Source organism: Mesorhizobium sp. M0062 (assembly GCF_040323125.1).
In the GTDB taxonomy this organism is placed as follows: Bacteria; Pseudomonadota; Alphaproteobacteria; order Rhizobiales; family Rhizobiaceae; genus Mesorhizobium.
In genome coordinates, this window is record NZ_JAMYUO010000005.1 from 69,849 (window position 1) to 94,262 (window position 24,414).

The 24,414-nt window shown below is 62.3% G+C and carries 26 protein-coding genes; 12 read left to right on the plus strand and 14 right to left on the minus strand.

Features of this window, described 5'->3' with window-relative positions; all coding sequences use genetic code 11:
* Positions 1-60 precede the first annotated feature (60 nt).
* Positions 61-690 carry a MarC family protein gene (locus NKJ64_RS08215; RefSeq protein WP_023670949.1) on the plus strand — a complete coding sequence of 210 codons (630 nt, stop codon included), beginning with the start codon at positions 61-63 and terminating at the stop codon, positions 688-690.
* 9 nt (positions 691-699) lie between these two features.
* On the opposite strand, the gene NKJ64_RS08220 is transcribed toward NKJ64_RS08215, so the two are convergent.
* The 4 genes from NKJ64_RS08220 to NKJ64_RS08235 form a co-directional block, all read right to left on the minus strand.
* Positions 700-1,113, minus strand: coding sequence for an OsmC family protein (locus tag NKJ64_RS08220; RefSeq protein ID WP_352462410.1), 414 nt, complete (start codon positions 1,111-1,113; stop codon positions 700-702).
* Positions 1,114-1,149: 36 nt separating this feature from the next.
* Positions 1,150-1,548 carry a DUF2306 domain-containing protein gene (locus NKJ64_RS08225; RefSeq protein ID WP_023684634.1) on the minus strand — a complete coding sequence of 133 codons (399 nt, stop codon included), beginning with the start codon at positions 1,546-1,548 and terminating at the stop codon, positions 1,150-1,152.
* 37 nt (positions 1,549-1,585) lie between these two features.
* Complete coding sequence (gene ssb / locus NKJ64_RS08230) at positions 1,586-2,119, minus strand: single-stranded DNA-binding protein (protein WP_023684633.1); 534 nt, start codon at positions 2,117-2,119, stop codon at positions 1,586-1,588.
* A 210-nt stretch (positions 2,120-2,329) separates the two neighbouring features.
* Positions 2,330-2,731, minus strand: coding sequence for a hypothetical protein (locus NKJ64_RS08235; protein WP_023730163.1), 402 nt, complete (start codon positions 2,729-2,731; stop codon positions 2,330-2,332).
* A gap of 133 nt (positions 2,732-2,864) precedes the next feature.
* On the opposite strand from NKJ64_RS08235, the gene NKJ64_RS08240 reads away from it, so the two are divergent.
* The 8 genes from NKJ64_RS08240 to NKJ64_RS08275 all read left to right on the plus strand — a co-directional run bounded on the left by NKJ64_RS08240 (position 2,865) and on the right by NKJ64_RS08275 (position 11,157).
* Positions 2,865-3,179: an ArsR/SmtB family transcription factor gene (locus NKJ64_RS08240; protein WP_023670944.1), complete on the plus strand. Its 315-nt coding sequence runs from the start codon at positions 2,865-2,867 to the stop codon at positions 3,177-3,179.
* Entirely contained in the window at positions 3,176-3,649 is a 474-nt protein-coding gene (locus NKJ64_RS08245) for an SRPBCC family protein (protein ID WP_023706187.1), read from the plus strand. The genes NKJ64_RS08240 and NKJ64_RS08245 overlap by 4 nt, the downstream gene beginning before the upstream one ends.
* Positions 3,650-3,678: 29 nt before the next feature.
* Complete coding sequence (locus NKJ64_RS08250; RefSeq protein WP_023684630.1) at positions 3,679-4,287, plus strand: ATP-dependent Clp protease proteolytic subunit; 609 nt, start codon at positions 3,679-3,681, stop codon at positions 4,285-4,287.
* Between the two features lie 146 nt (positions 4,288-4,433).
* Complete coding sequence (locus NKJ64_RS08255; RefSeq protein WP_032891865.1) at positions 4,434-4,655, plus strand: hypothetical protein; 222 nt, start codon at positions 4,434-4,436, stop codon at positions 4,653-4,655.
* A 781-nt stretch (positions 4,656-5,436) separates the two neighbouring features.
* A complete protein-coding gene (uvrA, locus tag NKJ64_RS08260; protein ID WP_023706186.1) occupies positions 5,437-8,358 on the plus strand; it encodes an excinuclease ABC subunit UvrA in 2,922 nt (973 codons plus the stop codon).
* Positions 8,359-8,392: 34 nt separating this feature from the next.
* Positions 8,393-8,857 carry a GNAT family N-acetyltransferase gene (locus tag NKJ64_RS08265; RefSeq protein WP_023688637.1) on the plus strand — a complete coding sequence of 155 codons (465 nt, stop codon included), beginning with the start codon at positions 8,393-8,395 and terminating at the stop codon, positions 8,855-8,857.
* Positions 8,858-8,885: 28 nt separating this feature from the next.
* Positions 8,886-9,689: a DUF72 domain-containing protein gene (locus NKJ64_RS08270; RefSeq protein ID WP_023670938.1), complete on the plus strand. Its 804-nt coding sequence runs from the start codon at positions 8,886-8,888 to the stop codon at positions 9,687-9,689.
* Positions 9,690-10,011: 322 nt separating this feature from the next.
* The gene (locus tag NKJ64_RS08275; protein WP_352462325.1) at positions 10,012-11,157 is read left to right on the plus strand and encodes a GGDEF domain-containing protein; all 1,146 of its coding nucleotides are present in this window, start codon (positions 10,012-10,014) and stop codon (positions 11,155-11,157) included.
* A gap of 92 nt (positions 11,158-11,249) precedes the next feature.
* On the opposite strand, the gene NKJ64_RS08280 is transcribed toward NKJ64_RS08275, so the two are convergent.
* From NKJ64_RS08280 to urtA, 6 genes are all read right to left on the minus strand, one after another.
* Positions 11,250-11,426, minus strand: coding sequence for a hypothetical protein (locus tag NKJ64_RS08280; protein WP_023670936.1), 177 nt, complete (start codon positions 11,424-11,426; stop codon positions 11,250-11,252).
* 530 nt (positions 11,427-11,956) lie between these two features.
* Positions 11,957-12,652: an urea ABC transporter ATP-binding subunit UrtE gene (gene urtE / locus NKJ64_RS08285; protein ID WP_023700798.1), complete on the minus strand. Its 696-nt coding sequence runs from the start codon at positions 12,650-12,652 to the stop codon at positions 11,957-11,959.
* A gap of 69 nt (positions 12,653-12,721) precedes the next feature.
* Positions 12,722-13,468, minus strand: a complete 747-nt coding sequence (gene urtD / locus NKJ64_RS08290; protein WP_023696501.1) for an urea ABC transporter ATP-binding protein UrtD — start codon at positions 13,466-13,468, stop codon at positions 12,722-12,724.
* Positions 13,469-13,472: 4 nt separating this feature from the next.
* The gene (gene urtC, locus NKJ64_RS08295) at positions 13,473-14,705 is read right to left on the minus strand and encodes an urea ABC transporter permease subunit UrtC (protein ID WP_023670933.1); all 1,233 of its coding nucleotides are present in this window, start codon (positions 14,703-14,705) and stop codon (positions 13,473-13,475) included.
* Positions 14,702-16,318, minus strand: a complete 1,617-nt coding sequence (gene urtB / locus NKJ64_RS08300) for an urea ABC transporter permease subunit UrtB (protein WP_352462326.1) — start codon at positions 16,316-16,318, stop codon at positions 14,702-14,704. Before urtB ends, urtC begins: the two co-directional genes overlap by 4 nt.
* A gap of 112 nt (positions 16,319-16,430) precedes the next feature.
* Positions 16,431-17,741: an urea ABC transporter substrate-binding protein gene (gene urtA, locus NKJ64_RS08305; RefSeq protein WP_352462327.1), complete on the minus strand. Its 1,311-nt coding sequence runs from the start codon at positions 17,739-17,741 to the stop codon at positions 16,431-16,433.
* Positions 17,742-18,053: 312 nt separating this feature from the next.
* Here urtA and NKJ64_RS08310 point away from each other — a divergent pair, with 312 nt between their 5' ends.
* The gene (locus NKJ64_RS08310) at positions 18,054-18,449 is read left to right on the plus strand and encodes a hypothetical protein (RefSeq protein ID WP_023706180.1); all 396 of its coding nucleotides are present in this window, start codon (positions 18,054-18,056) and stop codon (positions 18,447-18,449) included.
* Between the two features lie 117 nt (positions 18,450-18,566).
* Complete coding sequence (locus tag NKJ64_RS08315; protein ID WP_023815807.1) at positions 18,567-20,480, plus strand: PhoX family protein; 1,914 nt, start codon at positions 18,567-18,569, stop codon at positions 20,478-20,480.
* Positions 20,481-20,545: 65 nt separating this feature from the next.
* On the opposite strand, the gene NKJ64_RS08320 is transcribed toward NKJ64_RS08315, so the two are convergent.
* The 3 genes from NKJ64_RS08320 to NKJ64_RS08330 form a co-directional block, all read right to left on the minus strand.
* On the minus strand, positions 20,546-22,117 hold the full coding sequence (locus tag NKJ64_RS08320) for a GMC family oxidoreductase (protein WP_352462328.1): 1,572 nt from the start codon (positions 22,115-22,117) through the stop codon (positions 20,546-20,548).
* A 51-nt stretch (positions 22,118-22,168) separates the two neighbouring features.
* Positions 22,169-22,693 carry a gluconate 2-dehydrogenase subunit 3 family protein gene (locus tag NKJ64_RS08325; protein ID WP_352462329.1) on the minus strand — a complete coding sequence of 175 codons (525 nt, stop codon included), beginning with the start codon at positions 22,691-22,693 and terminating at the stop codon, positions 22,169-22,171.
* 80 nt (positions 22,694-22,773) lie between these two features.
* On the minus strand, positions 22,774-23,169 hold the full coding sequence (locus NKJ64_RS08330; protein ID WP_352462330.1) for a VOC family protein: 396 nt from the start codon (positions 23,167-23,169) through the stop codon (positions 22,774-22,776).
* A gap of 220 nt (positions 23,170-23,389) precedes the next feature.
* Between NKJ64_RS08330 and NKJ64_RS08335 the strand changes: the two genes are divergently transcribed.
* Positions 23,390-23,692, plus strand: coding sequence for a ribbon-helix-helix domain-containing protein (locus NKJ64_RS08335; RefSeq protein WP_023670924.1), 303 nt, complete (start codon positions 23,390-23,392; stop codon positions 23,690-23,692).
* A 5-nt stretch (positions 23,693-23,697) separates the two neighbouring features.
* Here NKJ64_RS08335 and NKJ64_RS08340 read toward each other — a convergent pair whose 3' ends face one another.
* Complete coding sequence (locus NKJ64_RS08340; RefSeq protein ID WP_023712397.1) at positions 23,698-24,408, minus strand: purine-nucleoside phosphorylase; 711 nt, start codon at positions 24,406-24,408, stop codon at positions 23,698-23,700.
* Positions 24,409-24,414 lie beyond the last annotated feature (6 nt).

Consider the following 24,414-nt stretch of genomic DNA (forward strand, 5'->3'; position numbering starts at 1 on the left):
GCAGGCTTTGCTCTACCACTATCGTGGCGCAGGGGTCCGGCCCGGCGGGAGGGGTCAGCGATGCCGAGTTTCGACAGCCTGTTCAACGCCTTCGTCACCATTCTGGTGACCATCGACCCGCCAGGTCTCGCGCCGCTCTTCCTCGCGGTGACACGCGGCATGAACCGCGAGGAACGTCAGCAGGTTTCAGTGCGCGCCTCGATCATCGGCTTCCTGGTGATGGCGCTGTTTGCGGTGGCCGGGGCGTCCATCCTGTCGGTGTTCGGCATCACGCTGCCGGCTTTCCGCGTCGCCGGCGGGTTTTTGCTGTTCTTCATCGCGTTCGAAATGGTGTTCGAGCGCCGCCAGGACCGCAAGGAGAAGATCGGCGACGTCGCCATCACCAAGGACATGATCCACAACATCGCGGCCTTCCCGCTGGCGATCCCGCTGATCGCCGGCCCCGGTGCGATTTCGGCGACCGTGCTACTGTCGGGCTCGTTTCAGGGTTTTGCAGCACAAGCGGCGCTGGTCGGCATCATCTTCGTCTGCCTTGCCATCACCTATCTGGTGTTCGTGCTGTCGGAGCGCATCGACCGCATCCTCGGCCAGACCGGCCGCTCGATCCTCACCCGCCTGCTCGGCGTCATCCTGGCCGCGCTTGCGGTTCAGTTCGTCGCGGATGGCATCAAGGCGCTGATGGCGGGGTAACGGCAGCCCCTACTCCACCGCCGTATCGACGACCTTGAAATCGTGGGTGATGACAGCCGTCTTGGCCAGCATGGCCGAGGCCGAGCAGTATTTCTCGATCGACAGGTTGATGGCGCGCTGGACCTTGTCGCGCGACAGCGCGTGGCCCGTGACGATGAAATGCATGTGGATGCGGGTGAAGACTTTCGGGTCGGTTTCGGCCCGGTCGGCGTCGAGTTCGACAACACAGTCCTCGATCGCCTCGCGGCCTTTTTCGAGGATGTGGACGACATCATAGGCCGAGCAGCCGCCGGTGCCGATCAGCACCAGCTCCATCGGGCTCGGACCCGGCGTCTTGCCTTCCGGCCCGGAGGCGGTTCCCAGCACAACCTTGTGGCCGCTGCCGGACTCGCCGACGAAGGTGCGCTCCTCGACCCATTTGATCCGGGCTTTTCACGGCAATCTTCCTTTCAGAAAGCGTCACTGGCCGAAGACGACCGTGTGCATGATCCGCCCCGGCAGCAGCGTGAACACGCCGGCGCCGATCAGGGCGAAAACATACAGCGATATCATGACCCTGCGATGTGTGGCGACCCGATGCATATGCGCGTGCCAGACCGCCAGCGGCACGGCGATCAACACTAACATCGACAAGAGATGGATCGGGCTGAACGGACCGACGAGGCGTATCTGCTGGATCCAGAAACTGGAGATGGCGACGACCAGCATCAGCGCCGCCCAGGTATAGCCGACGACACGATGACGCGTCGTGCCTTTCGGCAGCGCTAGTTGCGTAGCGCCAATGGCCAGCGCGGCAAGGGCCGCGAAGGCGTGCCATGGAATGGGAGGGCGCGCCGATAGAAGCGGTCCGAGCGACATCGCGCCCTCTCCTCAGATATCGCTGACTACCGTCAGCTCAGAACGGGATTTCGTCGTCCAGTTCGCGCGACGAGCCGCCGCCACCGCCGCCCTTGGAACCGCCGCCACCGCTGTTGCCGCCGCGGTTGAAGCTCTCATTGGGGCCAGACTGGCCGAAATCCGAGCCACGGCTCGCGCCGCTGCCGCCGGCATAGTTGCCGACCTGACCGCCGCCCTCGCCGCGAGAATCGAGCATCTGCAGCTCGCCGCGGAATTTCTGCAGCACGACTTCGGTCGTGTACTTGTCGGCGCCGGTCTGGTCTTGCCATTTGCGTGTCTGCAGCTGGCCTTCGACGTAAACCTTCATGCCCTTCTTCAGGTACTGCTCGGCGACCTTGGCGATCTGGTCATTGAAAATGACCACGTTGTGCCATTCGGTCTTTTCCTTGCGCTCGCCGGAGTTCTTGTCGCGCCAGCTTTCCGACGTGGCGATGCGGATGTTGACGACCGGATCACCGGAATTCAGGCGGCGGATTTCAGGGTCCGCGCCGAGGTTACCGACCAGAATGACCTTGTTGACGCTACCCGCCATGACACTTCTCCGTGCTCATCCGAAACAAATTTCAAGTCGTTCACCTTACAGGCCGCGCACAATCCTGGCTTGCCGCGGCTGGCTTTTCCCACAAGGTTTTTGTTCCCTTTTCGTTCCTATACTGTTAACCACGGATTGTCAAGGAATGGCAGCAATCGCCGACGCGGGCGCGTGGATTTAGCTGACACGCAGGGGCGAGAAGCGGTGTCGTCAGCGCCGTTTTTTAGCTGGCCGCAACGGACCGAAAAAGCCGCTCCACTCCATGCCCATGCCATGGGCGCGCTGTGCGATCACGGTTGGCGCCGACATCAGCCCGACTGCAGGTTCAGATTTCAGAGCCGGGTCATTCAGCAATTTCCCGATCGCGCGCCCGTGCCACCAGACCTGAGCGACGAGCGCCGCTACCACCGCGATCAGGCCCCAGGTCCCCAATCCTTCGCCGAAGATGTAAATCCCGTAGGGCGGCGATAGCGCCGTACCCAGCTTGGCCAACAAGATCACGGCCACGAAACCGATGACGGCGATGGCGCCTATACCGAGGACGAGGCGGCGATAGAGCCTCAGAGCCTCGTTGAGGTTCTCGGCGGACGAAAGATCGACGTTGGAATTCATAAATACTACTCCTGCCTCGCGATGATCGGCCCATCTTGTTCCCCATGGATTAGAGGCCCGGCAGGATCCAATCAATACGGGGCATTCAAAACACCCCTTGCCAAATCGATAAGTATCGACTTATGCTTTTGCCATGATCGAAGCAGAGATTTTTCGCGCCCTGGCCGACCCGACGCGACGCGCCGTCTACGAGCGGCTGACTTCCGGAGAGATGAGCGTGTCGGAGTTGCGCACCGGCATGAGCGTGTCGCAGCCGGCGGTGTCGCAGCACCTTGCCGTACTGCGCGGCGCCGGCCTGGTCAGCGAAAGGCGGGCCGGCCGCAACGCCTACTATCGCGCCGATCCGCAAGGGCTCGAGCCGCTGCTCGGCTGGATCGAACGCTACCGCGCATTCTGGCCGGAGCGCATCGAAAGACTGAAGGCCGTTTTGAAGGACATGGACCAATGACCGACGAAAAGCAGACGCAGACCGCCAAGGATGCCCTCGCCTTCGAATGCGATCTGCCGGACGCACCGGAAAAAGTGTGGCGGGCGCTGACCGTGCCGGAGCTTTTGGCGGAATGGATGATGCCGAACGACATCAAGCCGGAAACCGGCAGCCGCTTTGCCTTTGCCGGGCCTGAGAAGCCGATCGAGTGCGAAGTGCTCGATGCCGAACCGGGGCGCCTGCTGCGCTATTCCTGGCGCGAGCGTTCTGAAACCGGCGATGCCAATGGGCTGGACAGCATCGTGACCTTCACGCTTGCCCGCACTGTTTCCGGTGGCACGCATTTGCGCATTGTTCATGACGGGTTTGCCGCGGCGGCAACGCCTGCGGTTGCGATGGCCGGCGCCGGCTGCCTGCTCTCGCTGCACGCATACAAGCCCAAGCCGCCAGTCGCCGCCAACGCGCCGCGCCTGTTGCTGCGCGCTGCCTGAACCGGAAAAATCAGAACGGAGACAATGAGATGAGCGGCTTTGCCAATCTGGTGCCGATGGTGATCGAGCAATCGAGCCGCGGCGAACGCGCCTTCGACATTTTCTCGCGGCTGCTGCGCGAGCGCATCATCTTCGTCAATGGCGAGATCAATGACGGCATGTCGGCGCTGGTCTGCGCCCAGCTCCTGTCGCTGGAATCGGACAATCCCGACAAGGAGATCTCGCTCTACATCAACTCGCCGGGCGGCGTGGTGACCAGCGGTTTCGCCATCTACGACACGATGCAATATGTCAGCTGCCCGGTGTCGACCGTGTGCATGGGCTTTGCCGCGTCGATGGCCTCCTTCCTGCTGATGGCGGGAACGCCGGGGCGGCGCATCGCGCTCCCCAACGCCAGCATCGTGCTGCACCAGCCTCTGGGCGGCTTCCAGGGCCAGGCCTCCGACATCCAGCGTCACGCCGAAGGCATTTTGCGCACCAAGCGGCACATGGCCGACCTCTACGCTCACCATTGCGGCCGCACCCACGAAGAGGTCGAACGCACGCTTGACCGCGATTTCTTCATGACCGCGAAGGAGGCCAAGGACTGGGGCCTCGTTGACCACGTCTTCGACACCCGCAAGCAGGCAGCGGCCTGATCACCGTATCGAATGCAGGCCGGTGTTCCCTCAATTTCAACGCCGCTGGTCTGGCCTCGCCTTGAGCGCGGCACTATAGTCTTGCCATGCGCTACCACCTGAACAGACTGACCATAGCCATTGCCATCACGGCGGCGACATCGAGCATGGCCTTTGCCGGGGGCAGCACCAGCACGTCGCGGAAAGGCGCCCTGCCCGGCGTGACCGGCGACTACCGCATCGCCAAGCCCGCGCCGCAGCCGGAGCCGGATGACGCGCTGCCTGCCGGCGAGAACGGCACGTTCAAGATCGGCGACACCGATGTCAGGATTTCCGGCAGCATCACTGTCGATGTCGGCACTGGTGGGATCAAGCCGCCGCGCCGGTAGCCCCTTTTCCCAGTTACTATACGGAAGAGAAAGCCTGCGCCGACGACTTCCTCACAAAAGAACAGCCCCGCCGTTGCTTCCGCTAACGGTCGGGGCTTTTCTTGGATTCCAAATCCAAACTGCCGGTAGTGTTATACCGACTTTGATTTCGGATGCTTCGCGGCGTTCAGCCGACGATCCGACTAGCCGTCTCTGATTTTTGTGGGATTCGGCAGGTCACGGTTTGTCGGGTGGTTTGTTGGATTGTCGCGATGCGTCCATTTGGACACATACACTTCAATGCCTCGAAACTACCTGGCACTTACGCCCGCCGCGGCTCCACTAGCAGGTGGAGCCTCAAGGACTATCCGGTGGCGTCATGCTCCGCTCCTATGTCCGTTGCGACAGGTGTCAATCCGAAGCACAAATCGCAAAAACCTGCGGCGTCTCGCAGGCCGCTATGGGCGGCGAGGCCATCAAAGACGGCCGGCTCCGTTGACTCCGGCAGAGTGCGCCCCCGATTCGAGGACGTCAACCTTGAATAGCCGGTTACGGAAAATGTGATCGCCGGGAGCTTACGTCAGGGTCAGTTTCTGAAACACCTTGTCAGTTTCTGCACAGCTTTGTCAGGAGCGTGTTCGGTCTTTGTTCTTTCCGCTTGCCCCTTCGCGCGAAAGACGGTTAAACGGCTTTGGTCGAGAAGTGTGGCGTCTCTCGACGTGGCGGCAAAAATACCTACATAGGGAATGGCCGGGAAAACCCGCCGATCCCACTGACACCAGACCTGAGGCGGCGACCGGCGATGGCCGACCATAAATACCTTTCCATTCGCGGGGCACGCGAACACAACCTAAAGAATGTCGATCTCGACCTGCCGCGTGACAGCCTGATCGTCATGACCGGCCTGTCGGGCTCCGGCAAATCGTCGCTTGCTTTCGACACCATCTATGCCGAGGGCCAGCGCCGTTACGTCGAGAGCCTGTCGGCTTATGCGCGCCAGTTCCTCGAAATGATGCAGAAGCCGGATGTCGACCAGATCGACGGCCTGTCGCCGGCCATCTCGATCGAGCAGAAGACCACGTCGAAGAACCCGCGTTCGACGGTCGGCACCGTCACCGAGATCTACGACTACATGCGCTTGCTGTTCGCGCGCGTCGGCATCCCCTATTCGCCGGCGACCGGCCTGCCGATCGAGAGCCAGACGGTTTCACAGATGGTCGACCGGGTGCTGGCGGTCGAGGAAGGCACGCGCCTTTTCCTGCTGGCGCCGATCGTGCGCGGCCGCAAGGGTGAGTATCGCAAGGAACTGCTGGAGCTGCAGAAGAAGGGCTTTCAGCGCGTCAAGGTCGACGGCGTCTTCTATGAGATCGCCGATGTGCCGGCGTTGGACAAGAAGTACAAGCACGACATCGATGTCGTCGTCGACCGCATCGTCGTGCGCGGCGACCTGGCGACACGGCTTGCCGATTCCATCGAAACGGCGCTCAAGCTGGCGGAAGGGCTGGCGGTGGCCGAGTTCGCCGACCGGCCGCTCGACGCCAGCCAGACCGGCGAGGACTCGGTCAACAAATCGAAGAACGAGACGCATGAGCGCATCCTGTTCTCGGAAAAATTCGCCTGCCCGGTTTCCGGCTTCACCATTCCGGAGATCGAGCCCAGGCTGTTCTCGTTCAACAACCCGTTCGGCGCCTGCCCGACCTGCGACGGCCTCGGCAACCAGCGCGCCATCGACGCCAGCCTGATCGTGCCGGACGAAAACGTCTCGCTGCGCGACGGCGCCGTCAGCCCGTGGGCGAAGTCGACCTCACCCTATTACGCCCAGACGCTGGAAGCGCTGGGCAAGGCATACGGCTTCAAGCTCGGCGACAAGTTCAAAGACCTGACCGAAGAGGCCAAGGAAGCCGTCCTGCGCGGCACCGGCGAGCGCGAGGTCACCTTCCAATATGATGACGGCCTGCGCTCCTACAAGACCACCAAGACGTTCGAGGGCGTCATTCCCAATCTCGAACGGCGGTGGAAGGAAACCGAATCCGCCTGGATGCGCGAGGAGATCGAGCGCTTCATGTCGGCGACGCCCTGCCCGGTCTGCAAGGGTTACCGGCTGAAGCCGGAAGCGCTGGCGGTCAAAATCGCCGGAAAACACATTGGCGAGGTCACCGAGCAGTCGATCCGCAACGCCGACAAATGGTTCACCGAACTGCCGCCACATCTCAACGACCAGCAGAACGAGATCGCGGTGCGCGTTCTCAAGGAGATCCGCGACCGGCTGCGCTTCCTCAACGATGTCGGCCTCGACTATCTGACGCTGTCGCGCAATTCCGGCACGCTGTCGGGCGGCGAGAGCCAGCGCATAAGGCTGGCGTCGCAGATCGGCTCCGGCCTCACCGGCGTGCTCTATGTGCTGGACGAGCCGTCGATCGGCTTGCACCAGCGCGACAATGCCCGCCTGCTCGACACGCTGAAGCATCTGCGCGACATCGGCAACACGGTGATCGTCGTCGAGCATGACGAAGACGCCATCCTGCATGCCGACTACGTCGTCGACATGGGTCCGGCCGCCGGCATCCATGGCGGCGAGATCATCGCCCAGGGCACGCCGCAGCAGGTGATGGCCAATCCTAATTCGATCACCGGTAAATATCTGTCGGGCGCGCTCGAAGTCGCCACGCCCGGTGTCAGGCGCGAGGCCAAGAAGAACCGCCGGCTGAAGATCGTCGGCGCGCGCGGCAACAATCTCAAGAACGTCACTGCCGAAATCCCGCTCGGCACCTTCACCGCCGTCACCGGCGTGTCTGGCGGCGGCAAATCGACCTTCCTGATCGAGACTTTGTTCAAGGCGGCGTCGCGCCGCATCATGGGCTCGCGCGAGCATCCGGCCGATCACGACCGCATCGAGGGCCTCGAATTCCTCGACAAGGTCATCGACATCGACCAGTCGCCGATCGGCCGCACACCGCGTTCGAACCCGGCCACCTACACCGGCGCCTTCACACCGATCCGCGACTGGTTCGCCGGGTTGCCCGAGGCCAAGGCCCGCGGCTATCAGCCGGGCCGCTTCTCCTTCAACGTCAAGGGCGGCCGCTGCGAGGCCTGCCAGGGCGACGGCGTCATCAAGATCGAGATGCACTTCCTGCCCGACGTCTACGTCACGTGCGACGTCTGCCACGGCAAGCGCTACAACCGCGAGACGCTCGACGTCGTGTTCAAGGGCAAGTCGATCGCCGACGTCCTGGACATGACGGTCGAGGAAGGCGTCGATTTCTTTGCCGCCGTGCCCGGGGTGCGCGACAAGCTCGACACGCTGAAGCAGGTCGGCCTCGGCTACATCCATATCGGCCAGCAGGCGACGACGCTGTCGGGTGGTGAGGCGCAGCGGATAAAACTCGCCAAGGAATTGTCGCGCAAGGCGACCGGCAAGACGCTCTACATCCTCGACGAGCCGACCACCGGCCTGCACTTCCACGACGTCGCCAAGTTGCTGGAAGTGCTGCACGAACTGGTCGACCAGGGCAACACGGTGGTGGTGATCGAGCACAATCTCGAAGTCATCAAGACCGCCGACTGGGTGCTCGACCTCGGCCCCGAAGGCGGCGATGGCGGCGGCGAGCTGGTTGCCCAAGGCACACCGGAAGCGATCGTGCGCGAAAAGCGCAGCTACACCGGCCAGTTCCTGAAGGAGCTTTTGGAGCGGCGGCCCGGAGGCAAGCGCGAAGCGGCGGAGTAACTGACAGACCGGTCGGGCGCCTGGAGAGCTTTGAATGACAGTCCGACAGGCGCTTGCCGGTGATCTCGACGCAGTCGTCTCGCTGACGCAGACCGCCTATGAGCACTACACGCCCCTGTTAGGCGCGCCGCCGCTCCCAGTCACCGAGGACTATGCGCCACGCATCGAGCGTGGCGAGGTCTGGCTCTTGGAGAGCGGCGCGGAACTCGCCGGGCTGATCGTTATTGAGCGCCATCCCGATCATGCGATGATCTTCAGCGTCGCGGTCTCCCCCGCTTTCCAGGGCAGGAAACTCGGCACCGCGCTGCTCGACTTCGCCCAGGAACAGGCGCGGCTATGGGGTGTGCCGGAGGTGCGGCTCTACACCAATTCGCGCATGGAGCGGAACATCGAGATCTATACGGCCTATGGCTTCCACGAAACGGGCCGCCGAGCCAATCCCCACCGTCCCGGATGGACCGTGGTCGACATGATCAAACCGATTGGAAAAATAGCCTGACCGCATTTTTAGAACTGGGAGGAAGACGATGATCAGCCAAGGAACAATCCGCGCCGGGATGGGCGGCTGGACTTTCGAACCCTGGGATACGTCTTTCTACCCGGACAAGCTTTCCAAGGCCAAACAGCTAAGTTACGCCACCCGCCAGGTACCGAGCATCGAGGTCAATGGCACCTACTATTCCAGCTTCAAGGAGCCGACCTTCGTCAAATGGGCGGGCGAGGCGCCGGACGGTTTCGTCTATTCGCTGAAGGGCAATCGCTTCGTCACCAACCGGCGCGTGCTTGGCGAAGCCGGCGAGTCCATGACGCGCTTCCTCGGCTCCGGCATTGCCGCGCTGGGCGACAAGCTGGGCCCGATCCTTTGGCAGTTCGCGCCGACGAAAAAGTTCGACGCCGACGATTTCGAGGCCTTCCTGAAGCTGCTGCCGGAAAAGCAGGATGGCGTGGCGCTGCGCCATGCGCTGGAAGTGCGCAACGACAGTTTCAGCGTGCCGGAATTTGTGGGCCTGGCGCGCAAATACAAGGCGGCGATCGTCTATGCCGACCATGCCAAATATCCTGGTATCGCCGACATCACCGGCGATTTTATCTATGCGCGGCTGCAGACCGGCAGCGACGACAATCCGGATTGCTATACGCCGAAGGGCCTGGACGAATGGGCAGCGCGGGTGAAGACCTGGGCGCAAGGCAAGCAGCCGGCCGATCTGCGGCGCGCCGATCCGACTTTCGACGCGCCGGTGAAACCGCGCGACGTGTTCGTCTACTTCATCACCGAGGGCAAGGTGCGCGCGCCGTTCGGCGCCATGGCGCTGATGAAGCGAGTGAGCTGATCGGTTAAAGCGCGTCGCGCTGAAACGGATTCATACGGCGCGATTTAAGTCTTAAGTCTTTGTCTTGATGCATGCCGTTGTCCCAGAACCGCGGCACACTTCTGGGCGACATGCATTAGGAGCAATTCCAGGAAAAGTGCGGACCGGTTTTCCCGGAAATCCGGGTAGCGCTTTCCCTTGAAAAGGGTTTCAACCCAGAATTGCTACGATCAACAGAAGCGTGATAGCTTATGCGCATCGTAACCTTATCGATACCTCCTTCCTGCATAAATCCGGTGCGGGTCCTTTCTATAGGCCGGCCGCCGCGCGCAAGGACGAGGGCATGTCGCTCGACTACAGTTCCCTTCTGTTGGCTGTCGGGTTTTCCGCCGCTTGCCTCGGCCTGACGCTGTTCGGCATTTGGCTTACCGCGCGCTCGGAAAAATTCCTGCTGACCTGGGCGGTCAGCGTGCTTCTGATCGTCGCCGACGTCTTCGCCTACCAGGCCTATATCGACGCGCCCGGACGCCTGCTCGGCCTCGCCAGCTTCACGTTCCTGCTGCTCGGCTTCGCGACCATGCTGGGCGCTGCCCATCAGTTCACGACAGGGAGGTCACCGCTGCCCCGCATTGCTGTCGGCGCCGGCGTCTCGCTGGCAGTCGCCTTGCCGCCGATGGCGCTTGGCTATGACGGGCTGGGCTTCATGCTGGAGAATGCCTTCGCCGCGCTGCTTTTGTTTGCGATGGCCTATGAATACTGGAAGGGCCGCACCGAATTCCCTGCCCCGATCCTCGGCATTGCCGGGCTCTACACAGCCACCGCAATTTCCTTCGTGCTGTGCTCCGGTGCACTTGTCTGGGATGGCAGGCTGGTGCTTGGCCATGCGCCGAGCAACTGGGCCGAGGATTTCAGCCTCATCGTCGTCATCGCGTGCATGACCGGCATCGGCGCGCTCTCGCTGGCGCTCAACCAGGGACGCCTGGCGCAGTATCATCGCCGCGAAGCGCTGACCGATCCGCTGACCGGACTGCTCAACCGGCGCGCTTTGTTCGATCTGCACGGCAAAACACCTGTCCGGTCCTTCACCGCCGTGATCGTGTTCGATCTCGACGGCTTCAAGGCGATAAATGACGAGTTCGGCCATGCCACCGGCGACGAGGTGCTGAAACTGTTCGCCAAGGATTTGACCGCCAATCTCCAGCCGGGCGATGTCGCCGCGCGCATGGGCGGAGAGGAATTTGCATTGGTGCTCGATCGCACCTTGCCTGAAAAGGTGGAATTCATAGCCGAGCGGATCCGGGCCAGTTTTGCCATGCGCCGGATCGATACCGAGACCCGCCTGCTGTCCTGCACGGTCAGCGCCGGCTACGCCTTCGGCAGCGAGGGCGGCACCAAATTCGACAAGGTGCTCAGCGCCGCCGACAAAGCGCTTTACGGCGCCAAGCGCGGCGGCCGCAACCGTGTGCTCGCCTTCCGGCGCGCCGGGTAGGCTGGGCTGATATTCAGCCGGCCTGAACCTCACCACACGTAAAACAACACCCCAAAGCGCGTCGCATGAGGCCGTTCAGGCGCGACGCGCTTTTAGGCCGCTATGACGATCTCGTTGTAAGTGTCGAGGTCGACGTAGAAAACCTTGGTGATTTCGCCGATCAGCTCATCCTGCTGGTAGCCTTGCGAGCGCAGAATGTTGATGGCGGTGATGATGTCGACACGCTCTGTCAGCCGTCGTTTCTGGTGGTCCTCGACGAACCGTTCCATAGCCCATTCTCCTGGCAAGATTATCTGAACGCATTGACCGACAATCAGAACTGCGAGGGAAGCTAGGGTGGCTTGCTTGCGTGGAACTTGCAGGCTGAGCCAGCATATTCCCTCGATCTGCTACAGAACCAGACTGATACGGAAGCGGCCGACTCACCGAGGCCTAGGAAAGACTAGCATGTAGTATTCGGCGTGCCAGAGTGTGGCGGCCTCGGACGAAAGTCCGACGCAACGGGTGCGGACCTTCGCGACTTCATCATCCTTGGGCGTAGCGACGCGAAGCGGAGCGAAGACCCAGGGATCCATGCCGGGACGAAGAAGCGTCATTAACGGTGCAGAATGTGGAATGGCCAATGTGCCGCAGAAGCGATCTTGTTCTGCATCGCGGCACTCTTTGGCTGATGTCGCGGCATGGATTCTAGGGTCTGCGCGCGTCGCTCCGCTCCTTGCTCCGCCCTAGAATGACGAAGTGATTGTGGGCATTTCAGCCAATCTTCGACGTGTACGATCCGTGCAGCCGTCGACCTGCGTTAAACCGTCAGAAACTTCCTGACGTCCGCCCGGTCGAGATCTTCGGCCGGGCCGGTGTGGACGATCTGGCCGCGGTCCATGATGTTGACCTCGTCGGCGAGCTCGCGGCAGAAATCGAGATATTGCTCGACCAGAAGCACCGCAATGCCGGCCTGATCGCGCAAATAGCGGATGGCGCGGCCGATGTCCTTGATGATCGAGGGCTGGATGCCTTCGGTCGGCTCGTCGAGCACCAGCAGTTTCGGCCGCATGACGAGCGCCCGGCCGATGGCGAGCTGCTGCTGCTGGCCGCCTGAGAGATCGCCGCCGCGCCGCCCCAGCATCTGCTTCAGCACCGGAAACAGTTCGAAGACATGCGCCGGCACGTTGCGGTCGGCGCGCTTCAACGGCGCAAAGCCGGACTCCAGGTTTTCGCGCACCGTCAGCAGCGGAAAGATCTCCCTGCCCTGCGGTATGAATGCGATGCCCGACCGGGCGCGATCATACGCCGCGCTCCGGTCGAGCGCCTTCCCCTCGAAGGCAACGCTTCCGCTCGTCAGCCGGTGGTGGCCGACGATCGATCTCATCAAACTGGTCTTGCCGACGCCGTTGCGGCCGAGCACGCAGGTGATCTTGCCGGCACCCGCCGTCAGCGACACACCGCGCAACGCCTGAGCAGCGCCGTAATGGAGCGTGGCGTTGGAAACTTCGAGCATGTCAGCGCCTTCTCCAGAAGCGGAGGAACGAAAAGTCGAAGCGATGGAATTGCACCCGCCAGACCATGCTCATCTCCCGAGATAAACTTCGACGACCCGCTCGTCGGCCGAGACGAAATCGAGCGAGCCTTCCGACAGCACCGAGCCCTCATGCAGGCAGGTGACCTTGACGCCGAGTTCGCGCACGAAATGCATGTCGTGCTCGACGACGATGACCGAATGGTCGCGCGCTATGTCCTTGAGCAGCCGCGCGGTTTCCTCGGTCTCGGCATCGGTCATCCCTGCGACCGGCTCGTCAACCAAAAGCAGCTTCGGGTCCTGCGCCAGCAGCATGCCGATCTCCAGCCACTGTTTCTGGCCATGGCTGAGATTGGCTGCCAGATCGTGGCGCTTGTCGCCCAGCCGGATGATGCCGAGGATGTCGTCGATCTGTCTGGCTTCGGCGGCCGAGCGGCGATGGAACAGCGCCGGAAAGATCGAGCGCGGGCCCTTCAGCGCCAGCATCAGATTGTCTTCGACGCTGTGGCTTTCGAAGACGGTCGGCTTCTGGAATTTGCGGCCGATGCCCATCATGGCGATCTCCGCCTCGTCGTGCCGGGTCAGATCGACCTGGCCGTCGAAGAACACTTCGCCCTCGTCGGGCCGGGTCTTGCCGGTGACGATGTCCATCATCGTCGTCTTGCCGGCGCCGTTGGGACCGATGATGGCGCGCATCTCGCCCTTGTCGAGCACCAGCGACAGATTGTTGATGGCGCGGAAACCGTCGAAGGAGACCGAGACGCCGTCGAGATAGAGGATGGTGTTGGACTTCGACATCGCTCTATTCCGCCGGCTGCGGTTCAGGCCCGGACGCGGACCAGGCACCGGGCGTTGTTGCTGCGCTGCGCACGATCTTCGATGGCGGCGGGGCATCAGGGTCTGTGCCCGCTTCCTCTGCAATCGCTGCAGCCCGCATCGCCCGAGCGTTACCGCGCCAGGAATCCCACATGCCGACGATGCCCTTGGGCAGGAACAGGGTTACGGCGACGAACAGGCCGCCGAGCGCAAACAGCCAGAACTCCGGCAGCAGGCCGGTGAACCAGGATTTGCCGGCATTGACCAGCAGCGCGCCGACGATCGGGCCGACAATGGTGCCGCGCCCACCGACGGCTGCCCAGATCACGACTTCGATGGAATTGGACGGCTCGAATTCGCCGGGATTGATGATACCGACCTGCGGCACATAGAGCGCGCCGGCGATGCCGGCCATGACAGCCGAGACGGTGAAGGCAAACAGCTTTACGTTCTCCGCCCGCCAGCCGAGGAAGCGGGTGCGGCTCTCGGCGTCGCGCACCGCCATTAGCAGCTTGCCGTATTTGGAGCCGACGATCGCCCAGGTGATGAAGACGGCGAGCGCGAGTATGATGGCGCTGGCGGCAAACAGGGCCGAGCGGGTGGCGTCGGCCTGCACGTTGAAGCCCAGAATATCCTTGAAATCGGTCAAGCCGTTGTTGCCGCCGAAACCCATGTCGTTGCGGAAGAAGGCGAGCAGCAGCGCGTAGGTCATCGCCTGGGTGATGATGGAGAGATAGACGCCGGTGACGCGGCTGCGGAAGGCGAACCAGCCGAAGACGAAGGCGAGCAGGCCGGGCACCGCCAGCACCATGATGGCGGCGAACCAGAAGTGGTCGAAACCGGTCCAGAACCAGGGCAATTCCTTGTAGTTCAGGAACACCATGAAATCGGGCAGGATCGGATTGCCGTAAACGCCGCGCGAGCCGATCTGGCGCATGAGGTACATGCCCATCGCATAGCCGCCGAGGGCGAAGAAGGCGCCATGGCCGAGCGAGAGGATGCCGCAATAGCCCCAGACGAGATCGAGCGCCAAGGCAAGCAATGCATAGCAGAGGTACTTGCCCGTCAACGCGACGATGTAGGACGGAATATAGAACGCGCTTTGCGGCGACACTGCGAGGTTGAGCAGCGGCACGATAATGGCGGCCGTCAGCAGGATGAAAATAGTGATGGCGATGCGACGGTCGGCACCCGCGGCGAAGAAGCGTCCCGTGATCATGTTTCCACCGCCCTGCCCTTGAGCGCGAACAGGCCGCGCGGGCGCTTCTGGATGAACAGGATGATCAGCACCAGCACGACGATCTTGCCGAGCACCGCGCCAGCATAGGGTTCGAGAACCTTGTTGACGATGCCGAGCGAGAAGGCGCCGACCAGCGTGCCCCAGAGATTGCCGACGCCGCCGAAGACCACGACCATGAAGCTGTCGATGATGTAGCCGCGGCCGAGATTGGGCGAGACATTGTCGATCTGGCTGAGCGCGACGCCGGCAATGCCGGCAATGCCGGAGCCGAGCGCAAAGGTCAGCGCATCGACCCAAGGCGTCCTGATGCCCATCGAGGCGGCCATGCGGCGGTTGGCGGTGACGGCGCGCATCTGAAGACCCCAGGGCGTGCGCTTCATAACAAAGAGCAGCACGCCGAAGACGGTGAGCGCGAAGACCAGGATCCAGAGGCGGTTCCAGGTGACGGCGAGTTGGCCGACATCGAACGATCCCGACATCCAGGAGGGGTTGCCGACCTCCTGGTTGGTCGGTCCGAAGATCGAGCGCACCGCCTGCTGCATGACAAGCGAGACGCCCCAGGTTGCGAGCAGCGTTTCCAGCGGCCGGCCGTAGAGGAAACGGATGACGCCGCGCTCGATGATCAGGCCGACGGAAGCGGCAACCAGGAAGGCGAGCGGCAGCGCGATCACCAGCGACCAGTCGAACAGGCCGGGGAATGAGGTTCGGATCACCTGCTGGACGACGAAGGTGGTGTAGGCGCCGAGCATCACCATCTCGCCATGCGCCATGTTGATGACGCCCATGACGCCGAAGGTGATGGCGAGGCCGATGGCGGCCAGCAGCAGCACCGAGCCAAGCGAGATGCCGTACCATATGTCCTGGCCGGCATCCCACAGCGCCAGGCTCGAATTGATGCTGGCGATTGCCGCCGTCGCGGCATCCTTGACCGCGCCTTGCGCATTGGCCTCGACCGCGGTGAGCAGCGAGACCGCGTCGCGGTCGCCGCGCGCGCCGATCAGGGCAATGGCGGCAAGCTTGTCGGCCTCCGGCTTATCGGAGACCAGCACCGATGCCGCGCGCGCCTGTTCGAACAATGCCTTGACCTTGGCGTCGGTCTCGGCGGCGATGGCTGCATCGAGCGGCTCGATATTGGCGGCATCGGGGGTCTTGAACATGGTGTCGGCGGCGGCGATGCGGACAGAAGGATCTTTCGCGCGCAACGTCAGCGTTCCCAGCGCATCTCGGATGACACGGCGCAGCGTGTTGTTGACCTTGATCTTGGTGATGTCGGCCTTGGCGGCGTCGCCGGCTTTCTCGCCGCTCAGCGGGTCGAGCAGCGTGACGCTGTCGGCGGCCTCACTGCCGACGAAGACGGCTGAATCGGCTTTACGAATGTAGAGATTGCCTTCGGCGAGGGCTGCAAGCGACCGTTCAACCAGCGGATCGCCGGTGGCGGCAAGTTCGCGCACAACAGCCTCAGTGGTGGCAAAGCCCGTGCCCGTGGCGAATTTGGCGACGATGGCGCGCAGATCGGGTTCGGCTGCGTTCGACGGCAATAGGCTTGCCACCAGGAACACCAGCATGGGGCCGAGAGTGCGCAACAGGATCATCCGTTCAGATACTCTTCTGTGGGGAAATTCCGCGTCCGGGCGGGCTGAAGCGCCCGGACGCTTGGCGGTACCGATCGTGGACGCGTCCACGATCGGTCAGTCCCGGGAGGGATCAGTTCGTGCCCTTGCCGCCGCATTTGCCGGTGGCAACGTTGAAGTTGCCGCAGGACAGAGGCGCGCGCCAATCCGAAATCAGGTCCTTGGAATCGGGCAGATAGTCGGACCATTCGTCGCCCATCACGAGGCCGGGCGTCTGCGACACGGTCTCGAACTGGCCGTCGGCCTGGATCTCGCCGATCAGCACCGGCTTGGTGATGTGATGGTTCGGCATCATGGTCGAATAGCCGCCGGTGAGGTTCGGCACGGACACGCCGACCATGGCGTCGATGACCTTGTCGGGCTCGGTGGTGCCAGCCTTTTCGACCGCCTTCACCCACATGTTGAAGCCGATATAGTGAGCTTCCATCGGGTCGTTGGTGGTGCGCTTGTCATTCTTGATGAACTTGTGCCAGTCGGCGATGAACTTCTTGTTTTCGGGTGTGTCGACGCTCTCGAAATAGTTCCAGGCAGCGAGATGGCCGACCAGCGGCGCGGTATCGAGACCGGCCAGTTCTTCCTCACCGACCGAAAAGGCCATGACCGGGATGTCCTCGGCCTTGATGCCCTGGTTGCCGAGTTCCTTGTAGAACGGAACGTTGGCGTCGCCATTGACGGTCGAGACGACGGCGGTCTTCTTGCCGGCCGAGCCGAATTTCTTGATTGCGGAGACTTCGGTCTGCCAGTCGGAGAAGCCGAACGGCGTGTAGTTGACCATGATGTCTTCGGCGGCGACGCCCTTGGCCTTCAGATAGGCCTCGAGGATTTTGTTGGTGGTGCGGGGATAGACGTAGTCGGTGCCTTCCAACACCCAGCGCTTCACCGAGCCACCGTCTTCGCTCATGAGATAATCGACAGCGGGAATCGCCTGCTGGTTCGGGGCGGCGCCGGTGTAGAACACGTTGCGCTCGCTTTCCTCGCCCTCATACTGGACGGGGTAGAACAGGATGTTGTCGAGTTCCGAGAACACCGGCAACACCGATTTGCGCGACACCGAGGTCCAGCAGCCGAACACGGCGGCGACCTTGTCCTTCGAGATCAGCTCGCGCGCCTTTTCGGCAAAGAGCGGCCAGTTGGAGGCCGGATCGACAACGACCGCCTCGAGCTTCTTGCCGAGCAGACCGCCCTTGGCATTCTGCTCTTCGATGAGCATCAGCATGGCGTCTTTCAGCGTCGTCTCCGAAATCGCCATGGTCCCCGACAGCGAATGCAGAATGCCGACCTTGATCGTGTCTTCGGCGGCCTGGGCCGGAGACGACATCGACAGGCCGGCGGCGACCACGCCGGCCGAAAACATTTTTGTTATTGTGGAGAAATTACCCCTCATACCGAAGACTCCCAAGCTGTTTGATTGCACCGCGATAATGCAATGCAACTGCCGTGCCAAACGCAAAGGCGCCGCTCACGAAGATGGAATAGCCGAGCGTTATCAGCCGGTTGGTATATTGGCCTCGAGAAAACAGTGGTAGCCGGCGAAAATTGATTGAGGCAAATTTGCGCAGCGCACATGGCTTTTGCCTAATTTTTGCCCAATTGAGACAAATGCCTAGTTTTTGATCTCCGGCCGTGTGTTCCGGGCTAACAATGTTGCGGTACCGCGCAAAAATAGGGCAAGCTCGCCCTTCAAAAGAGTGACGTCATGACATCTCGCATCTCACGCATTTCCGGCATCCTGCTGCTGATGGCAACGAGCGGCGCCGCGCGCGCCGATTTCAGCGAGGGCAAGCTTCCGGACGGCACCTATCATTGCGAGGTCTACCTGCTCGGCGCCTTCCTCAACCTCGGCGACATCACCATCAAGGGCAATGTCTATACCGGCCCGGTGACATTCGGCACCGCGACGCAAGGCTACAACTATCAGATGAATGCCAATGGCGAGATAACCTGGCTCGGGCCGCTGGGCGGCTATACCACCGGTGGCAACTCCGTCTCCATGACACAGGCAACACTGGACGGCGAGACCGCCCCGTCATTCGACATCATTCTGAAGCAGCCCGACGGCGCCTTCACCGCCTCGACCTGCACCAAGGGCTGAGCGATGCGTAGTGCCGCGCCCAGTTGCGGCAAAACCTTCCTCTTATGTCATGTGAATGTTGCCTAAGCAGACTAGGGCAACGGTGCGCCGTAACATCCACCCTGAGAGGCAGACACCATGGCCAATGCACCGTCTTCATCCTCCCCCGTCATCCGCGAAATCATTGCCGAGCGCGTCTCGCGCCGGTCTCTTTTGAAAGGCAGCCTCGCCTCCGGCGCGCTGATTGCCGGCGGCAGCTTTGTCGGCTCCTTGTTTGCCGGCGAAACGCATGCCGCCACAGCGCAGTCGACGCTCGGCTTTCCCGAGCTGAAACGGGTCTACGGCAAGACCCATGCCGCCGCCGAAGGCTATGAGACGACCATCGTCGCGCGCTGGGGCGATCCGCTTGCAGCCGGCCTCGCCGAATTCGACGGCAACAAGGTCGCGGCGGAGGAACAGGAAAAGCGCTTCGGCTACAATTGCGACTACATCGCCTTCATGCCGCTGCCCAAGGGTACGGCAAATTCCGATCATGGCCTGCTCTGCGTCAACAACGAATACATCTCGCCCAATGTGATGTTTCCAGGAATGACCGAGGACGATGCCGGCAAGACGATGACCAAGGAACAGGTCGATCTCGGCATGGCGGCGATGGGCCATTCGATCGTCGAAGTGCAGTTGAAGGACGGCAAGTGGGAAACCGTGGCGGACAGCCCGCTCAACCGCCGCATCACCGCCAACACCGAAATGACCGTTTCCGGACCGGTTGCCGGCCATGCGCTGATGAAAACTTCGGCCGACCCGACTGGCACGAAAGTGCTCGGCACCAGCTATAATTGCAGCGGCGGTGTTACCCCGTGGGGCACGGTGCTGACCTGCGAGGAAGGCGTGTCCGACATTTTCGGCGGCGACCCGAAGAAGGCGCCGACCGCCGAGCTTCTGGACCGTTACGGCTTCGACGGCTCCGATATCTATGGCCGCGGCCGCTTCCATGACCGCTTCAACCTCGACAAGGAACCGAACGAGGCCAACCGCTTCGACTGGGTGGTCGAGATCGACCCTTACGATCCTAAGTCCAGGCCGGTGAAGCGCACGGCACTTGGCCGCATGTCGCATGAGGCCTCGACCGTGGTCCTCAACAAGGACGGCCACGTCGTCGTCTATATGGGTGATGACGACTATTTCGAATACATGTACCGCTTCGTCTCGGCCAAGGCCTATGATAGGGCCAATCCGGCCTCCGGCGCCGATCTGCTCGACGATGGCGTGCTGTCGGTCGCCCGCTTCGATGCCGATGGCTCGATGACGTGGCTGCCGCTGGTGCACGGCCAGGGCAAGCTTACCGCCGAGAACGGTTTTGCCGAACAGGCCGAGGTGCTGTTGAAGACGCGGTTTGCGGCAGATGCGCTCGGCGCCACGCCGATGGACCGGCCCGAGGACATCGAGACCAATCCGGTGACCGGCCGCGTCTATGCGGTGATGACCAAGAACAAGAAGCGCGACCAGTCGAAGGTCAATCCGGCCAACACGCGGCCGGAGAACCTGTGGGGCCATATTGTCGAACTGATCCCACCCGGCGGCCGCGGCGCGGATGCCGACCACACCGCGGAAAAGTATGCCTGGGACCTGTTCGTGCTCTGCGGCAACCCGAAAGATGCCAAGGTCGGCGCCACTTTTCATCCGGATACGTCGGACAATGGCTGGTTCGTCTGCCCCGACAACATCACCTTCGACCCGGCGGGGCGGCTGTGGGTGGCGACGGACGGCGCCAATGATTTCGACCTGCCGGACGGCGTCTATGGCGTCGACACCGAAGGTGCGGCGCGCGGCCTGCCGAAGCTGCTGTTCACCTGCCCGCATGGCGCCGAAGCGACCGGCCCATGCTTCACGCCGGACGGCACGACTTTGTTCCTGTCGGTGCAGCACCCTGCGGAAGATGCAGAGACGCTCGACAAGGCGCAGACGCTGTGGCCCGACTTCAGGGATGGCCAGCTGCCGCGACCGTCCGTCGTCGCCATCCGCCGCAAGGACGGACAGCCGGTCGGCGCATAGTGAGTCCTAGGAAAAAAGGGCGGAACGCGCCATGCGCGTTCCGCGTAGCGATCCCGGAGGACGGCTCAGATCGTCTTGGCCGACATTTGCGAAGCGATGTATTCGGCCTGGCGGATAGCCAGCGACACGATCGTCAGCGTCGGATTTTCAGCCGCACCGGTGGTGAACTGGCTGCCGTCCGACACGAACAGGTTTTTGATGTCGTGCGCTTGGCCGTGCTTGTTGACGACGCCGTCTTCCGCCTTTTCGCTCATCCGGTTTGTGCCGAGATTGTGGGTTGAGGGATAGGGCGGCGTCGGGAAGGAGCGCGTCGCGCCGACCGCATCGTAAAGCGCTGTGGCCTGCTTGTAGGCATGGTTGCGCATCGCCGTGTCGTTGGGATGATCATCGAAATGCACGTCGGCGATCGGCATACCGTGCGCGTCCTTCTCGTCCTTGTGCAGCGTGACGCGGTTTTCCGCGCGCGGCATGTCCCCGCCGACGATCCACAGGCCAGCCATGTGATCATAGTGGTCGAGCGCGGTGGTGAAGGAACGGCCCCAGCCGCCGGGATTGAGGAAGGCGGCCATGAAGGGCAAGCCGAGCGACAGCGTCTCGAATTCATAGCCGCCGACAAAGCCGCGTGAGGGATCGTGCCGCGCCTCGTCGCGGATAATGCCGGCCATGGTGGTGCCGCGATACATATGCACCGGTTGGTCGAAGATGGCGTAGACCGAACCGGTGGTGTGGCGCATGTAGTTCTTGCCGACCTGCCCCGACGAATTGGCAAGCCCTTGCGGAAACTTCGCTGACTCGGAGTTCAGCAGCAGGCGCGGGCTTTCGATCGAGTTGCCGGCGACGGCGACGATGCGGGCCTTCTGCTCCTGCAGATTGCCGTCCTTGTCGGCATAGACGACGCCGGTCACCTTGCCTGAGGCGTCGTGGTTGATCTTGATCGCCATGGCATTCGGCCGGACTTCGAGATGGCCGGAGGCCTCGCCCTTGGGGATCTCGGTATAGAGCGTCGACCATTTGGCGCCCCATTTGCAGCCCTGGAAGCAGAAGCCGGTCTGTTGGCAGGAGTTGCGGTCGTCGCGCTCGACCGAATTGATTGCCATGTTGCCGGTATGACATTCCTTATAGCCGAGCTTGTCGGCGCCGGCCTTGAGCACCTTGAAGTTGTTGTTGCCGGGCAGCCGCGGCCAGCCATTGGTGCCGGTGACGCCCATCTTGGCTTCCGCCTTGGCGTAGTACGGCTCCATCTCGGCCAATGTGACCGGCCAGTCCAGCAGGTTGGCGCCTTCCAGCTTGCCGTAGGTCGAGAGCGTCCTGAACTCATGCTTCTGGAAGCGCAACGAGGCGCCGGCCCAGTGCGTGGTCGAGCCGCCGACCGATTTGACGATCCAGGCCGGCAAATTGGGGAAATCCTTCGACACCCGCCAGTCGCCTGAGGTTGTGCGCTTGTCCGTCCAGGCGAGCTGGCTGAAGGAACCCCACTCGTCGTTGATGAAATCCTCGTATTCGTGGCGCGCGCCGGCCTCGAGGATGACGACATCGACGCCTTTCTGGGCGAGTTCGTTGCCGAGCGTGCCGCCGCCGGCGCCGGAGCCGACGATCACGACCACGCCGTCGTTGTTGAGATCAAATGAAGCTGCCATGGTTTCCTCCCATGAATTCCTGTTTGCGGGGTTTCAGAACGACGGAAGGGCTCAGAGCCACTCTATGTCGTCGAAACCGCGCGCGATGTAGCCGCCCTTGGAGTAGGATTCGCCCTCGTAGCCGAAAATCGGCCACACCTCCTGCTGGTTGTAGAGGCTGACGACGAGGCCGCCGCGGATGGACTGGAAGAACGGCGTCGCCTCGATCTGCTGCAGCACGGCAACGCGCTGCTCCTCCCAGCCGAGGCCGCGATAGCCGCCCTCGCCCGACTTCTTGTCGAGGTTGGCGATGCCGTCTTCGATCATCGTCTTGTAGGCAGCGTCCTTGCCGGCCTGCTCATCATGCCCTTTTACGGCGATGGCGTAGTATTTGTCGGGCACCTGATCGTGCGGATAGATGTCGCGCGCCATCTGGATCAGCGTTGCCATGGTTTCGGGCTTGAGCGCCGATGTCTCGAGCCCCCAGGCATTTTCAGGGCTGATGACGGCGCTGCCGGAAATGACGAGCAACGCGCCGATGCCGCCGCGCTTGGGAAGTTCACGACGTGAGAGCCTCGCGTCATAGATCGTGACCATTTGTTCCTCCCTGCTTGCTGTTTGCGCCCTTGAACAGCGCCGTTGCTGGCGCCGCGCGGCTAAATGCGGCTGATAATCCCCTACTGGAAGCGCCCTCCACGCTGCAGAACCTCGATCTTGTAGCCGTCGGGGTCCTCGATGAAGAAAAAGCGGGCGATCAGCGATCCGTCGCGGTTGAATTCGACGATCTTCTTGGGGTTGAGGCCGAGCGCGCCGATCCGGTCGTGTTCGCTGTCGAGATCGGACACCGAGACCGCCAGATGGCCGTAACCGTCGCCAAGCCCATAAGGCTCTGTGCGGCCCTTGTTCACGGTGAGTTCGAGCTCGAACCCCGTTTCGGCGTTGGGAAGGTAAATCAGCGTGAATGTCTCGAAATCCAGCCTGTCGGCGACGTCGAGCCCGAAAGCGTTTCTGTAGAAATCGACGGATCTGGCCTCTTGGAGAACCCGGATCATGGAATGGATTGCCTTCGCCAAATCAGTCTCCGCCGCTGCATGTTGGAGGCGATTATGGGCGGCACGCGCGAAAGGTGGTGGCAGCCGGTTACCACGGTTAAATTTGCAATCGCTGCTATGCCAGCGCCTAAAGACGAAAGTCCGATTGCCGATTCGGCCCACAAGGCCGAACATGCAGGGACAACCACAACTTGAAGGCGCGACACGCTGCGCCCAAAACCAACAATATCGGGAGGTAAGGATGTGCAGGGTTTTTGCCGGGCAGGATCCGGAAGGCTATCGACAGATCAACCGGTCGATCCGCATCGACGGTCACTCTACGAGTATCCAGCTTGAAGGAACGTTCTGGGCGCTGCTTGACGAAATTGCCGACAGCCAGGGCCTGACGACGCCGAAGTTCATCTCAAAACTCTATGACGAGGCGATCGAGATCAACGGCGCCATTCCCAACTTCGCGTCGATGCTGCGTACCACCTGCGCGCTCTATCTGCGCGGTCACCGGCCAGACATGGATGAGCTGACGCCGAAGCGCGAAGCGGCCTGAGGAAGCTAGCCTTCCGCCGCAACGTCGAGCCCGAGCCGCGCCATATCGGTGAACAGCGCCTGACGTTCGGAATAGGCAGTCTGTTCGCCGGTCACGATGTTGTCGACGACGGTCAGCAGCGACAGCGCGCGGGCGCCGAAATGCGCCGCGATTCGGTAGAGTGCGCTGGTTTCCATATCGACAGCGAGAGCGCCAAGCGCCTGCGCTTCGGCAAAGCGGTCGCGCCCTACAGGGTGGTAGAAGACGTCGCTGCAGATGGTCAGCCCGGCCTGGTGGTCGATGCCGAGCTGGGCGGCGCAGGCCAAAGCGTGGGCGAACAGGCCGGGATCGGGCCCGGCGGCAGCATCGTAGAGGCCGAAGACCTGGCCGCTTTGGTCGCTTTCGGCGCGCACCGACTGCGAGATCACCAAGGAGCGCAGCGGCACGCGGGGTGTCAGGCCGCCGCAGGTACCTGTGCGGATCAGCGTTTTGACGCCGTGAACATCCAGGAGTTCATGCACATAGACCAGGAAAGACGGGACACCGATGCCGGTGGCCTGGATGCTGATGGGACGGCCGCGATAGAGACCAGTGAAGCCGAGTGCGCCCCGGCGGCGGTTGACGCAGCGCGGTGCCTCAAGAAATGTCTTTGCCATCCACTCGGCGCGTTGCGGATCGCCCGGTAACAGCACCGTTGCGGCATAGTCGCCCCTGGCAGCCTCGTTGTGCGGCGTCACGACATG

Excerpts from the sequence above, each read along its gene's own strand:
- NKJ64_RS08310 (WP_023706180.1), top strand. The coding sequence starts at position 18,054 with ATGACATCTCGCATCTCACGCATTTCCGGCATCCTGCTGCTGATGGCA.
- NKJ64_RS08265 (WP_023688637.1), top strand. The coding sequence starts at position 8,393 with ATGACAGTCCGACAGGCGCTTGCCGGTGATCTCGACGCAGTCGTCTCG.
- NKJ64_RS08255 (WP_032891865.1), top strand. The coding sequence starts at position 4,434 with ATGGCCTTTGCCGGGGGCAGCACCAGCACGTCGCGGAAAGGCGCCCTG.
- NKJ64_RS08215 (WP_023670949.1), top strand. The coding sequence starts at position 61 with ATGCCGAGTTTCGACAGCCTGTTCAACGCCTTCGTCACCATTCTGGTG.
- uvrA (WP_023706186.1), top strand. The coding sequence starts at position 5,437 with ATGGCCGACCATAAATACCTTTCCATTCGCGGGGCACGCGAACACAAC.
- urtA (WP_352462327.1), bottom strand. The coding sequence starts at position 17,741 with ATGAGGGGTAATTTCTCCACAATAACAAAAATGTTTTCGGCCGGCGTG.
- ssb (WP_023684633.1), bottom strand. The coding sequence starts at position 2,119 with ATGGCGGGTAGCGTCAACAAGGTCATTCTGGTCGGTAACCTCGGCGCG.
- NKJ64_RS08315 (WP_023815807.1), top strand. The coding sequence starts at position 18,567 with ATGGCCAATGCACCGTCTTCATCCTCCCCCGTCATCCGCGAAATCATT.
- NKJ64_RS08225 (WP_023684634.1), bottom strand. The coding sequence starts at position 1,548 with ATGTCGCTCGGACCGCTTCTATCGGCGCGCCCTCCCATTCCATGGCAC.
- urtD (WP_023696501.1), bottom strand. The coding sequence starts at position 13,468 with ATGTCGAAGTCCAACACCATCCTCTATCTCGACGGCGTCTCGGTCTCC.
- urtB (WP_352462326.1), bottom strand. The coding sequence starts at position 16,318 with ATGATCCTGTTGCGCACTCTCGGCCCCATGCTGGTGTTCCTGGTGGCA.
- NKJ64_RS08275 (WP_352462325.1), top strand. The coding sequence starts at position 10,012 with ATGTCGCTCGACTACAGTTCCCTTCTGTTGGCTGTCGGGTTTTCCGCC.
- NKJ64_RS08325 (WP_352462329.1), bottom strand. The coding sequence starts at position 22,693 with ATGGTCACGATCTATGACGCGAGGCTCTCACGTCGTGAACTTCCCAAG.
- urtE (WP_023700798.1), bottom strand. The coding sequence starts at position 12,652 with ATGCTCGAAGTTTCCAACGCCACGCTCCATTACGGCGCTGCTCAGGCG.
- NKJ64_RS08270 (WP_023670938.1), top strand. The coding sequence starts at position 8,886 with ATGATCAGCCAAGGAACAATCCGCGCCGGGATGGGCGGCTGGACTTTC.
- NKJ64_RS08235 (WP_023730163.1), bottom strand. The coding sequence starts at position 2,731 with ATGAATTCCAACGTCGATCTTTCGTCCGCCGAGAACCTCAACGAGGCT.
- NKJ64_RS08240 (WP_023670944.1), top strand. The coding sequence starts at position 2,865 with ATGATCGAAGCAGAGATTTTTCGCGCCCTGGCCGACCCGACGCGACGC.
- urtC (WP_023670933.1), bottom strand. The coding sequence starts at position 14,705 with ATGATCACGGGACGCTTCTTCGCCGCGGGTGCCGACCGTCGCATCGCC.
- NKJ64_RS08335 (WP_023670924.1), top strand. The coding sequence starts at position 23,390 with ATGTGCAGGGTTTTTGCCGGGCAGGATCCGGAAGGCTATCGACAGATC.
- NKJ64_RS08280 (WP_023670936.1), bottom strand. The coding sequence starts at position 11,426 with ATGGAACGGTTCGTCGAGGACCACCAGAAACGACGGCTGACAGAGCGT.
- NKJ64_RS08245 (WP_023706187.1), top strand. The coding sequence starts at position 3,176 with ATGACCGACGAAAAGCAGACGCAGACCGCCAAGGATGCCCTCGCCTTC.
- NKJ64_RS08250 (WP_023684630.1), top strand. The coding sequence starts at position 3,679 with ATGAGCGGCTTTGCCAATCTGGTGCCGATGGTGATCGAGCAATCGAGC.
- NKJ64_RS08320 (WP_352462328.1), bottom strand. The coding sequence starts at position 22,117 with ATGGCAGCTTCATTTGATCTCAACAACGACGGCGTGGTCGTGATCGTC.